We start from the raw sequence: 12419 nt of genomic DNA, 5'->3' as shown, positions 1-12419 counted from the left end.
CTGTCGAGCACCGGTGCGCGCGGGTCGTCCGCTCAACCGGCCGCCGCCCCTCCCCACCGGACGGCCGTGCAAATGCGTGGTCGCGGCGCCGGCTATGGCCGGATACCGCGATCGGAGAAGACCTGCCGGGCATCGACCGGCCGGACCTCCTATCGGATTGCGTTGCCAGGCACGAGCGATAGCCTGCACAGCGGACGCTGACCGACCGTACCGGCGTGCTGTGGCGCCGACGGTGCTGTGCGGCGATAAGCCGAGCCGCACCGCCGCCGTGAAACCGGGGCGCCGTTCACGCTCGCCGACACCGTAATGCGCTGAGCAGCACCGAAACCCGGATCCCTCTGCGGCGGTGACGTCGTTACTTTCATCCGTTCGAGCCACGCCGAGCGATCAACTTTCTACGTTGCTGTCAGCGTATGGACCGACCACGCCGCCGACCCGAGTAGACCGCTACTCGAATTCCGCTGTTGCCGCCCGCAGTCCGCCGCGCGGCACCGAATCAGGCTGCGTCACATGCCCTCTGCTCGCCCTACTGTCGGCTCCACTGCCCCACACCCCGACGATCGGCCCAGACCATCCGGGCTGTTCTTTCGGCCGCAGCCGACCGTGTCAACGAGTGGAAGAAACGGCGAATTTTAATAAATAGATGCGCATATGGCAGTAGACAGATAGATATGCCGGACAGGCGTAGCCAGTCCCCGCCCCGGCCACCCACTACCGCACTGTCCCGATCCTGGCGAGGAGGGCGGGGAGTTTGGAGGCGGCCATGAGTGCGCGGAACTGCCAGCTGTCATCGCGAGGCAGGACGCCGCCGCGCTGCGTGGCGTCGAGGAAGTCGTAGAGGGTTTCGCCTTCTTCCATGAGTCCGTCGGCGTTGAAGTGGTAGCGGTCGACCGCAGGGCATTGGATGAAGCGTCCGTTGCCGTAGATCACGGGTGCGGATTCGTCGTACGGGTACAGGCGCAGCGGGCCGGTCCAGTGCCCGCTGCCGATGTAGCGGATCACGATGCGCACCGCGCCTTCCGGCGTCACGTCCAGATACACCTGGTTGGGCAGCGGGTCGTAGCGCCAGTCCGGGATGGCGTCGAAGAAGGCGAAGTTGTATTTCACGAATTCGTCGATACCGACGATGGTGCGCCCGAAGGTCGTGACGTCGGTGTAGCGGATGTCGGGTGCGTAGAGCTCGTGGTTGAGGCTCATATCCCGGACCAGAAAGCTCCACCAGTACTTCTTGGCCCATTCCATGACCCAGCTCAGATCGACGCCGAGCTTGCCGTAGAGCTCCAGTTTGCGTTCGAACTCACCGAACCACTCGAGGGTGCCGGCCTGCAGTTCGGCTTCGGGGATCGCCCGAATCGGTACGGCGCGATTGGAATTCAGGAATTCCGGTACCGGTTTCGACAACCGCGGCTGCCGCAGCGCCTGCTGGAACTGTTCCTCGTCGAACATGAGCGACCCCTTCACACGATCGGCGCGACCGGCCACGGTACCGATGCTGCGCGCCTCGAGGTGAATCATATGATTCATGTAGAATCAGGTGATGTCAATGAGATGTGCGGTGGGGATGCGAGGATGACCGGCGTGAGCACCGCACCCAAACTCTGGCGAGGCCAGACGCTGCAGGACCGGTCCGGCGAACGCCGTGAGCAGTTGCTGGAGTGCGCTTTCGATCTGCTCGGGACAGCGGGAGCCGGGGCGGTCACGATGCGGGCGGTGACGCGACAGGCGAATCTGAGCCCGCGCTATTTCTACGAAAGTTTCGAAGGCCGCGAAGCACTGATCCTGGCCGTCTACGACCGGGTGGAAGCGGCGTTGCGCGAGCGGCTGTCGGTGATCGCCGCGGGCACCGACCCGTATACGGCGATCCGGTCGGCGCTGCAAACCTGCGCCGATTTCTTCGACGAGGACCCGCGGCGGGCGCGGGTGCTGCTGCGTGAACCGTTGGCCGACGACGATTTACGGGCGCACATCACCCGCCGCACCCCGGCGGTGATCCGGGCTCTGGCTCCCCTGTCGGGCGACAGCGCCGGGGATCTGTTCGCCAGCAGCGACGCCACGCTCGCCACCATCGGCACCGCGCTCGCCGGAGCGTTGACGTCGGTGTATCTGGAATGGACCGACGGGCACCTCACCATCGAGCGCGACCGGCTCGTCGACACCTGCACCGGCATCGTCGCCGCGCTACTCGGACTCGCGCTCGGCCCACGAACTCACTGAGCCGGCGGCCTCGTCGATCCGAGATGCCGGGTCAGGAACCTTTGGGCAACGTGCGTGCGAGCGCACGCACCGTGGTCTGTAGTCGTTCCGGCGGGAATCGGCCAGGATCGGAAATGACCATGCGGCCGAGGGTTTCGATGAAGCCGAGCATGACGTAACCCACGAGTTCGGGGTCGGCGTTGGCGGGCCCTCCGCGCAGCTCGATACCGGTTTCGAGGAGCTGGATCAGCCGCCCGACGATCTTCTCGCGCGCAGCCGACAACAGTTCGGTGTAATCGGCGGGCGCTCCGTCCGCGTGGGTCAGGATCAGCCGCCAGCGCACCGGGTCCGATTCCACGGCACGCAAGAAGGCCATGACCGAATCGGCATAGGCCGTATCGGGGTCGATCTCGCGAAGGTTGTCGGGCAACGTGTCCATCACCTGGCGGATACCGCGCGCATGCTCGCGATGCAGAAGGCCGGCGACGAGTTCGGGTGCGGTGGGATAGACCGCGTAGAGCACCGGCTTGGCGACACCGGCCTGCTTGGCCACCGCCTGCATCGTCAGTCCGGACAGTCCGTCCCGGCCGACCACCTGGAATGCGGCATCGAGCAACTGCTCCCGGCGCTCGGGCAGCGGGAGCCGCGGACCGTTGCGTCTACCGGTCTTTCCCCCGGGCTGCCGGGGGGAGACCTGCCACACACCGGGGAGTTTCTCTTCGATGGCCACCCACGAATCCTCTCAAACGCCAGCGCGGTCGCGAACCCCCTTGCTAACGTCTCACCTCATTACTACGCATCCGTAGAAATAACTCTACTTGAGCGTAATTAACCCTCGCCTACGTGCTCGTAGCGAGGCGTGTTTTCCGACGGACCGATGAAGGGATGCAGATGTCAGCGCAGGGCACGCACGGGAGGGTGCGTTCGGGCGCAGCAGGGGCGGCTTCCGACCGTCGACGCGTCATCGGATTCGGCGTCGGCTACTGGCGCGACCACCCGCAGCGCTCGGTGGAGACCGCCGGCCGACAGGTCTCGATGACCGGGCACGCAACTCTCGCACTGGTCACCGCGGTGTTCCGGCGGCGATTTCCGTGGCGGGAGTTCATCAAGCAGTGCGCCTTCATGGCGAGTGTGTCGGCCACCCCGACACTGCTGGTCGCGGTGCCGATCGCGGTGGTCGTCTCCATCCAGGTCGGATCGCTGGTGAGCCAGGTCGGCGCCACGACGTTCATCGGCGCGGTGAACGGGCTGGGCATCATTCGCCAGGGCGCTCCCCTGGTGACCTCGCTGATGATCGCGGGCGCCGTCGGGTCAGCCATCTGCGCCGACCTCGGTTCCCGCACGATCCGGGAGGAAATCGACGCCATGACCGTGATGGGCGTCGACCCGATCCGGCGCCTGGTCGCACCCCGACTCGCGGCCGCCGTTCTGGTCAGCACCCTGTTGTGCGGATTGGTGATCTTCGTCGGTTTCGCGACCGGTTACGCCTTCAACGTCTACATGCAGGCGGGTACACCCGGCTCCTATATCCGCACCTTCGCCTCGTTCGCGGTCGCCACCGATCTGGTGGTGGCCATGCTCAAGGCCGCGATCTTCGGTGCGCTGGCGGCGATCATCGCTTGCGACACCGGATTACATACCCGCGGCGGACCGGCCGGAGTGGCCGACTCCGTGAACTCGGCGGTGGTGAACTCCGCCATTGTCCTGTTCGGCATCAACATCCTCATCACCCAGATCTACAACACCCTCTACCCCTCGAAGGTGTTGTGACATGGCCGTCTACGTCCCACCGCTGCTACGTCCGCTGCGTCGGGCCGCGGTCGCTGTGCGCGTTCCCGTCGGCCTGCACGTCCGCCTCGGACACCAAGGGCTGGTCTTCGTCGAGGCGCTGGCCGCCGTTCCGTTCGTGCTCCGTCATTACCGAAAAGAGTTGCTGCGCCTCATCACCGACGTCACGTGGGGAAACGGCTCTCTGGTGGTCGGCGGAGGCACCGTGGGCGTGATCGTGATCCTGTGCGGATTCGGCGGCATCACCGTCGGCATGGAGGCCCACAGCGCGCTCGATCTGCTGACGATGAGCCCGCTCACCGGTGCGATATCCGGTTTCGCGACCACCCGCGAACTGGCCCCGCTGCTGGCGACGATCGCATTCGGCGCCCAAGCCGGCTGCCGATTCACCGCACAACTCGGTTCGATGCGGATCTCGGAGGAGATCGACGCGCTGGAATCGATTGCGATCAGGCCGCTTCCGTATCTGATCACCACTCGGATGCTGGCCGCGGCGGTCGCCATCGTTCCGCTCTACACCGTCGGCCTGGCGATCGCGTATGTGAGCACACGGCTGGCCGTAATGCTCCTGGGCGGAACAACTCTGGGCACCTATGACCACTACTTCCATCAATTCCTCGACCCGGTCGACATCCTCTACTCGGTGCTGAAAATCGTCACGTTCGTGGTGATCGCGTCCTTCATCCAGTGCTACTACGGTTTCGTCGCCGCCGGCGGGCCCGAGGGGGTGGGCGTGGCAGCCGGTCGCGCGATCAAGGTGACCATCATCGTGGTCGTCTTCGCCAATCTTCTTCTCACCTTGGCGATCTGGGGTATCGACCCCGGCATCCGGATCTCGGGCTAGGAGTCGCGATGATCATCGATCCGAGTGGCCGCGGCCCCGGAGTACTGCGACTGGGCGCCATCGGCGTCACCATGGTCGGCGCCCTGGCAGCGGGCATATATCTGCTGGGCCTGCGCTATACCGGCGCATTCGCCGATACGGTCGCGGTCACCGCCGAGATGACGAGCACGGGCGACGGTATGCCACCGCACGCCGATGTGAAGTTCCGCGGCATGATCGTGGGCTCCGTCGCCGACGTTGACATCGCCGCCAAGGGTCAGCGTCAGCTGGTTCGCCTGCACTTGAAACCTTCGGTGGCTCAGCGTATTCCAGCGACCGTGACCGCACGGGTGGTTCCGGCGAACCTGTTCGGCGTCACCGCTCTCGAACTGGTCGACAACGGGCTGGCCCGCGACGGTCTGCGCGCCGGCACAACGATCCGCCAGGACACGAGCGCGGCCACCGCCCAGCTACAGGCCACCCTGACCACACTGCGAACCGTCCTGGACGCGATCCAGCCGCAGAGGTTGGCCCGTGTCCTGGGAACCCTCGCCGAGGCGCTGGATGCCGGCGCCCGCGTCCCCGGCTCGACCATCGAACGACTCGATACCTGGACCACACAGGTACGAGCGATCCCGGGGATCGGAGACATGCTGGGCGACCTCGGCGCGGCCGCCACGGCGGTGAACCGCTCGGCGCCGGAGCTGATCGAGGCGCTCGGCGACTCGGTGACCGCGGCGCGCACCTTGACCGAACGGCGAGCGAAACTGGTCACCCTTCTCACCGACGCCGGTTCGGCGGTGGCGGCCACCAACGGACTGTTCGCCCGAAACCCGGACGCCGGAAAGGAACTGGTATCCGGACTGGACGACGTCTTCGGCGCCGTGGCCGCCGATCCGGATGCGATCGGCGCCTCGGTCGCGAATTTGAATCAGGCGCTGAGCGCCTACGCCACTATCTTCACCTGGGGACCACATCAGCAGATGCAATGGGCCATCGACGTGACCTTCACACCGTTTCGCCCCTATACCGCCGCCGATTGTCCACACTATGGGCAGCTCGCCGGTCCCCGATGCGGTGCGATTCCCAACTCCCCTGCGCCACAAGAGTTCCCGACTCAATTGCTGCCGGGACGGATCGGCCCGGCAGCTCCCGGGACAAACGCCCCTGCCGGGCCGGCTCTGCCCTGGGTTCCCGGGCCCCCATCCATCCCCGGCCTCACCGCACCGGCAGGCCCGGCGGCGGACGGGCCGCCGGCACCGATGACATCCGGTCCCGCAACGCCCGCCTCCTACACGGGAACCGCGGCGATCACCGCCCTCCTCGGGCGCGAGCCGAACCCCGCACAGCTGTTGCTGCTGCGCCCGGTGCTTGCCGACGGCGCTGTCACAGTGCGCACCTCACCACCCTCGAACGGCGGACGTTGACATGATCACCACTCGCACAGCCGTACTCGGCTTCACGGTCTTCGTCGTTCTCGCACTGGTCGCGAGCTGGACGGTCTACTCCACCCTGCAACGGACGGTGTCCGGCGAGACCGACCGCTACCAGGCGACGTTCGCCGATGTTCTCGGACTGCGCGTGGGCGACGACGTGCGGATGGCCGGGGTTCGCGTGGGCCGCGTCGACTTCATCGAGCTCGATGATCAGCGGGCCCGCGTCGGGTTCCGGATCCGATCTCGCCAGCACCTGTTCACCACGACCAAGGCACTGGTCCGATATCAAAACCTCATCGGACAGCGCTACATCGCGCTGGCGCCGGGTTCCGGCCCGGCCGCGCCGCTACCACCGGGAGGCTCGATTCCGATCGAACGCACCGAATCGTCGTTCGACGTATCGACGGTCCTGTCCGGATTCGAACCGTTGTTCAGCGTGCTGCAACCCGATGAGGTCAATTCCCTGTCGCAGACTCTCGTCCAGGCGCTGCAGGGCGACGGCGTCTCGCTCAGCGCTCTGATCACCCGGGCAGCGGGGCTGGCGAATACGTTCCGCGACCGCGACGAGATCCTGGGCCGGGTCGTCACCAACCTCAGCAGCGTCGTCGCCGGACTCGCCCACCGCGCATCGGAGCTGGAAACGCTGATCACCCAGGCCCGCACACTCGTCACCGGGCTGTACGAAGAAGGCGAAACCCTCAAAGGGGCCGTCGACCGTGCCGCCGGAGCGACCGGGCAGCTCAGCGGTCTCATCGCCGCGATCGAACCCGGTATCGCGCACGCGCAACAGTCGGCCACCTCGGGCGTGAATCTGTTGCTGGCCAACGGTTCCCGGCTCGACCGCGCCGCGGTCGAACTGCCGCTGCTGCTGGCCGGACTGGCTCGCATCAGCGGCAACGGCACCTACATCAACTCCTACGTCTGCGGCCTGGACGTCTCCCTGGGGGGCGTGTTGTTCCCTCCGGGGTTGTTCTCCCAGGTCGGCGGCAACTCGCACTCGGAGGTGTGTCGATAGTGAACCGATTCCTCGACCGGTTCCGCAGCATCAACTGGCTGCTGGACCGATTCCAACTTCCCACTCTCCCCGAGATGTGGGACGCGATTCCGTCCTACCGGCAGAACCGGCACTTGTGGCTCGGCATCGGCGCCGGGACCGCGGTTATTGCGCTCGTGTCCAGCGTCGTCTTCGTCACCGGGCTCGACCTCGGCCACCGGACCGTGCGCGCCGAGTTCGCACAGGCGGCGGGACTGCGACCGGGCAACAGCGTGGACGTGGCCGGGATCGACGTCGGCACCGTCGCCTCGGCACACCTGGCCGGTGATCGCATCGTCGCCGAGTTGAAGATTCGCCCCGAGGTCCGTCTGGGTCCCGACGCCACCGCCGCGATCAAGATGAGCACGATTCTCGGCAAGATGCACGTCGAGCTCCACCCCGGAAACGGAAAGGGATTGCCAGGCAATGTGATTCGACTCGATCGCACCGAAGTCCCCTACAATCTGGACAAGGTCGTCAACGACCCGAAATACACGAACTCCTTCGAACACCTCGAGAAGCTCGACCCCGCTGCCCTGCGGGCCTCCCTCGATGCCGTGGCCCGTCAGATGGGAGACTCGCCACAGCTCACCGCCGCGGCCCTCGACTCGGTCGGTGTGCTGGCCGACGTGATCAGCGACCGCCGCGACGAAGTCGACACGCTGCTGAAGAACATCGACTCGGTAGCCACATTGGTCGACGAGAACCGCAACGGCATTCTGCTGCTGCTCACCCGGGGCCGGGCGATCGGGGACGCGGTGGCACAGCGCCAAGACCTGGTGAAGAACCTCCTCGACAACATCGCCACGATATCGACAAGCCTGCAGCAGATCGGCGCCGGCAACAACGGACAACTCGGCCCGCTGATCCGCAGCCTCGACACCATGTCGCAAGGCCTGCAGAAGAACCGGGACAACCTCGACCATCTCTATCAAACGATGCCCGTGGCGTTGCGGCAGGTCAACAACACCTTCGGCAACGGACCGTACGGAGAGGTCTACCTGCCCTGGGGGTTGTTCCCCGACAACTGGTTGTGTGCCACCCAGGCCGTCGCGGGGTGTCGCTGATGCGGATCACGACCATCGTGCGCGCCGCCATCGTGAGCGCCGTCACGCTGATGCTGGCCGGATGCGCCCTTCCGCACAGCTTGACGTCGACGCCGAATCGGTTGCTGGGCAGACAGATTCACCTCACCGCCGACTTCGACAATGTTGCCGGTCTCTACCCCGGCAACGAGGTATCGGTGCTCGGACTCCCTGTGGGCCAGGTCGATTCGGTCATCGCGCGCGGCCACTACGTGGAGGTCGCGATGACCGTCGACGACGGCGTGACGATTCCGGCCGACGCCATCGCCGCACTGGTCTCACCGCAGCTGATCACCAACCGCCACATCGAGCTGACGCCCGCCTACACCGGGCGCGGCCCCACCCTCGGCGACGGCGCCCACATTCCGCTCGAGCACACCCGCACTCCGGTAGAACTCGACCGCATCCTGCGCACCTTCGACGACCTCGGCAAATCCCTGGCCGGGGACAACGCGGGCGGACCGATGGCGAGCAGGGTGCTGTTCCCCTTGCTCGACGGCAACGGCGACCGCATCCGCGAGACCCTCGATGCCCTGTCGACGGCCTTCCGGACCACCCTCGCGAACAAGGACCAGATCTCCGATGCCGTCATCCGGCTCAACGACCTCACTCAGGTCGTCGCCGACAACGACCGGACCGTGCGCGAATTCAGCGCCCGCCTCACCGAGCTGGTGACACTGATGAAAGATCAAGCGCCCGGCCTGCGGGCCGTTCTCACCCAGCTCGACGATTTCGTCGCGAACACCAGCTCCGTGGTGGCCGAGAACCGGCAGCCACTCATCGACGCGCTGAATCGGCTGACCGCCATCACCACCCAGATGCGCGGCCACGGAACCGATCTCATCGAGATAACCGATGTGGCGCCGCTGTTCTTCCGGAACTTCGCCGATGCCATGAGCCCGCAGACCGGTTCGGTCCGGCTGCATCTGCTCACCGACAAGTCCCTGTTCGACGGTGAAGCCCTGTCGCTGCTGTGCGAACGCGTACAGCTGCGTGCCGACGGCTGCCGCACGGGCGAACTCACCGACTTCGGACCGGATTTCGGCCTGGCCGGCGCGCTGCTGGGGCTGACCCGATGAGGGCCCGCACCGCCCGCCTCCTGGCCGCCGCCACGGCGACGCTGTCGATCAGCGGGTGCGCGGTCACCGTCGACAATGTCCCCTTACCGAAGCCCGGGGTCGACGGGCCCACCTATCACCTGCACGCGATTTTCGGCGACGCCCTCAACCTGCCGGAACGGGCACGAGTGCGGATCGGCGGCTCCGATATCGGCGTGGTCACCCACATCGACACCACCGACTTCCTGGCCGCCGTGGACCTCGACATCCGCGCCGACATCCAGTTGCCGCGCGGCACCCGAGCCGAACTGCGCCAGCCCACGCCACTGGGCGACATCTTCGTCGCCGTCATCCTGCCGGAGCAGCAGCCCGGCGCGGTGATGCTGCACAACGGCGACACCATCGATCGCGCGCACACCTCGGCCGGCGCATCGGTCGAGGAACTGATGACAGCGGTCTCGATGTTGCTCGGTGGCGGCGCGCTCGAACAGGTCGCCCGCATCACCAGCGAGATGAACTCCATGTTCGCCGGGCGCGGCCCGCAACTGGCGCACCTGCTCACCGAACTGACCGCGACGCTGACCGCCTTGGATCAGCGCACCGGTCAGATCGACAGCGTGCTCCAGGGACTCGACGGCCTCACCACCACCCTGGCGCAGCGCAAGACCGAGCTCGGACAGACCGCCGACACCTTCCCACCGCTGCTCGGGGTGATCGCCGAAAACAACCGCGCCATCACCGATCTCACTGCCGGGGTATCCACGACCATGGCCGCGCTCGGCGACTTCACCTCGACCACGGGACCACGTTTCGTGAACCTGTTCGACAGCGTGCAACGACTGATGGACGGCTTCACCGGTATGGGCGACAATCTCGCCGGGGCCCTCGACCGCCTCCACGCGATCCAGCCCGGGCTACTCGGCTCCACCCGCGGCAACGCGCTCGCGGTCGGAGCCACCGTGTCGTACCTGGATATCGGTGCGCTCACCGACCCGCAGGGCAGCAAGCTGCCCGACGGATCCGATCTGAGCGCGTTCGCCGGCAGTCTCGCTCAGGTTCTGCAACGCGTGCTCGGCCGGCTACAGGGAGGCCATCGATGAAGCCCTCGGTGCGTACGCGGGTCACGAACGCCGCGATCCGCGCGGTCGGCGACCTCGACGAACTGCTCGACCTGGGCGCCTGGATTCTCGTGCGCCTCGGTGAGTGGGCCCGCCGCCACATCGTGGCCTTCTCCACCGCCGGGCTGATCGTGCTGCTGATGGCCGGCACCGGATATCTCACCGTGGGCGTGGTCGGCGCCAACCCGCTGCGTCAGGTCTACACCGTGCGGGTGCAGCTGGCCGAGTCCGGAGGTCTGTTGCCCCGCAACGACGTCACCTTCCGCGGGGTACGGGTCGGCACCGTCCACGCCGTCGAACCGGCCGGAGCCGGCGTCGTCGCCCTCGCCGCCATCGATTCCTCGGTCCGCATTCCCGCCGGCGGTACGGTGGCGGTGGCACGACTGTCGGCGGCGGGAGAGCAGTACCTCGACTTCCGGCCCGTTTCCGACGGCGCGCCCTACCTGCGCGACGGCGCGGTCGTCGACGTCGCCGCCACCTCGACACCGGTCACGATCAACGAATTCCTCAGCAACACAAGCGCATTCGTCTCGGGGCTGAATCCGCGGCGCCTCGATGGCATCATCGCCGAACTCGACAAAGCCCTCGCCGGCGGCCCCGACCGGCTCCGCACGGTGATCAGCGGTCTCAGTCACGCCATGGCCGGCCTGACCGACCTGCTGCCCCAGACCCGCAGCCTGATCGAACATCTCGAGGTGATCGCCGAGACCACCTCGCACGCGCAACCGGATCTGGCCACACTCGTAGCGGGTTCCAGCGAACTGTTCAGGCAATTCAGCGACGCCGACGACGAACTGAAGCGACTGCTCGACACCGGGCCCGGCCGGCTCGCGACCCTGGGCGGGGTGGTCGCCGAAACCACCGACCCCGTCACCAACCTGGTCACCAACTTCCTCGCCATCACCCGCGCCGCCCGGCTGCGCACCCCCGCCCTGCGAGCGCTGTTCCCGGAGCTGAGGGCCGGCACGGGTGCCATGGGTGTTCCCGTGCACGACAACGCCTTTCACACCCTGATGGACATCTGGCCTCGTCCCACGTGTGAGTACGACAGCATCCCCGTGTCTCCGGTGCGGCTCAGCGACGGCAGGGCCCGCCTCTACAACTACTGCGTCACCACCGATCCGGGCATGCAGATCCGCGGCAGCGCCAACGCCCCGCGCCCGGATGCCGGTGCCACCGCGGCGCCGCCGGGCGCCGACCCCGACGCACAGACCCCGCCCCTGCTGCCGAAGTGAGCAGAAACCCCATCACACGAAGGAACCACGATGACCTCGGACTCCGAGCGGACGACGACTCCCGCCGAACCCGTCACCGAACCCGCGGACGGTGATTCCACCACACCCCGGCAGCGCGGAAAGTGGTTGCGCCGCAGCGCATCCGCCCTCGCGGCGACGGGCGCTGTCGCGGCCGCGGCCTGTGCGGTGGTGTTCGGCACGAAATACGAGCAGGCCGATGCCCACGCCGAAGCCCGCGAGCAGGCACACCAGGCGGCGTGCGCTTTCGGCCCCATCCTGGCCACCTACGATTCCACGACGATCGATGCGTACTTCGCCGCGGTGCTCGACCACGCCACCGGTGACTGGAAAAAGGAATTCGACGCCACCAGCAAAGATCTTCGCGACGTCCTCACCCAGGGCCACGTGGTCGCGACAGCGGGAACCGTCCACTGTGCGATCGGATCCAACACCGACACCACCGCCGAGGCGATCCTCATCATCGACCAATCGATCACGAGCGTCGGCACCCAGGGCCAACCCCGCCACGGTCAGCTCGCCCTCACACTGACCCTGGAGAAGAGCGGAAACCGTTGGCTGATCGGCAAACTCGACTCCCCCGCCCTGCAACCCTGACGACCACGCAACACCCGAACGGCCCGGCGGCACCA

General features: G+C 66.8%; 12 protein-coding genes. 10 read left to right on the top strand and 2 right to left on the bottom strand.

The features are described 5' to 3' along the window. Positions 1–711 precede the first annotated feature (711 nt). Complete coding sequence (locus tag AC5592_RS29420) at positions 712–1524, bottom strand: nuclear transport factor 2 family protein (protein ID WP_232329607.1); 813 nt, start codon at positions 1522–1524, stop codon at positions 712–714. Positions 1525–1569: 45 nt separating this feature from the next. Between AC5592_RS29420 and AC5592_RS29415 the strand changes: the two genes are divergently transcribed. Next, positions 1570–2214 (top strand): TetR/AcrR family transcriptional regulator, encoded by a 645-nt coding sequence (locus tag AC5592_RS29415; RefSeq protein WP_063920417.1) that lies wholly within the window; start codon positions 1570–1572, stop codon positions 2212–2214. Positions 2215–2245: 31 nt separating this feature from the next. On the opposite strand, the gene AC5592_RS29410 is transcribed toward AC5592_RS29415, so the two are convergent. Next, positions 2246–2923 (bottom strand): TetR/AcrR family transcriptional regulator, encoded by a 678-nt coding sequence (locus AC5592_RS29410; RefSeq protein ID WP_063012461.1) that lies wholly within the window; start codon positions 2921–2923, stop codon positions 2246–2248. A 155-nt stretch (positions 2924–3078) separates the two neighbouring features. Between AC5592_RS29410 and AC5592_RS29405 the strand changes: the two genes are divergently transcribed. The 9 genes from AC5592_RS29405 to AC5592_RS29365 are packed head-to-tail and all read left to right on the top strand — an operon-like array spanning position 3079 to position 12384. Continuing rightward, a complete protein-coding gene (locus AC5592_RS29405) occupies positions 3079–3963 on the top strand; it encodes an MlaE family ABC transporter permease (RefSeq protein ID WP_371507532.1) in 885 nt (294 codons plus the stop codon). 1 nt (position 3964) lies between these two features. Further along, positions 3965–4825: an ABC transporter permease gene (locus tag AC5592_RS29400; RefSeq protein ID WP_036505785.1), complete on the top strand. Its 861-nt coding sequence runs from the start codon at positions 3965–3967 to the stop codon at positions 4823–4825. An 8-nt stretch (positions 4826–4833) separates the two neighbouring features. Continuing rightward, positions 4834–6231 carry an MlaD family protein gene (locus AC5592_RS29395; RefSeq protein ID WP_063066087.1) on the top strand — a complete coding sequence of 466 codons (1398 nt, stop codon included), beginning with the start codon at positions 4834–4836 and terminating at the stop codon, positions 6229–6231. Position 6232: 1 nt separating this feature from the next. After that, entirely contained in the window at positions 6233–7255 is a 1023-nt protein-coding gene (locus AC5592_RS29390) for an MCE family protein (protein WP_063066086.1), read from the top strand. Continuing rightward, entirely contained in the window at positions 7255–8340 is a 1086-nt protein-coding gene (locus AC5592_RS29385; protein WP_232329605.1) for an MlaD family protein, read from the top strand. The genes AC5592_RS29390 and AC5592_RS29385 overlap by 1 nt, the downstream gene beginning before the upstream one ends. Beyond that, a complete protein-coding gene (locus tag AC5592_RS29380) occupies positions 8340–9437 on the top strand; it encodes an MCE family protein (protein WP_063066129.1) in 1098 nt (365 codons plus the stop codon). Before AC5592_RS29385 ends, AC5592_RS29380 begins: the two co-directional genes overlap by 1 nt. Then, positions 9434–10516, top strand: coding sequence for an MCE family protein (locus AC5592_RS29375; protein ID WP_063066085.1), 1083 nt, complete (start codon positions 9434–9436; stop codon positions 10514–10516). The genes AC5592_RS29380 and AC5592_RS29375 overlap by 4 nt, the downstream gene beginning before the upstream one ends. Continuing rightward, positions 10513–11769: an MCE family protein gene (locus tag AC5592_RS29370; protein WP_084507372.1), complete on the top strand. Its 1257-nt coding sequence runs from the start codon at positions 10513–10515 to the stop codon at positions 11767–11769. Before AC5592_RS29375 ends, AC5592_RS29370 begins: the two co-directional genes overlap by 4 nt. 30 nt (positions 11770–11799) lie before the next feature. Further along, positions 11800–12384, top strand: coding sequence for an Rv1363c family protein (locus AC5592_RS29365; RefSeq protein WP_063066084.1), 585 nt, complete (start codon positions 11800–11802; stop codon positions 12382–12384). Positions 12385–12419 lie beyond the last annotated feature (35 nt).

The sequence above is a fragment of the Nocardia violaceofusca NBRC 14427 genome (genome assembly GCF_963869435.1).
Taxonomy (GTDB): domain Bacteria; phylum Actinomycetota; class Actinomycetes; order Mycobacteriales; family Mycobacteriaceae; genus Nocardia; species Nocardia aobensis.
The sequence above is the reverse complement of the archived record's forward strand: the minus strand, read 5'-3'. Positions and strand labels throughout refer to the sequence as shown.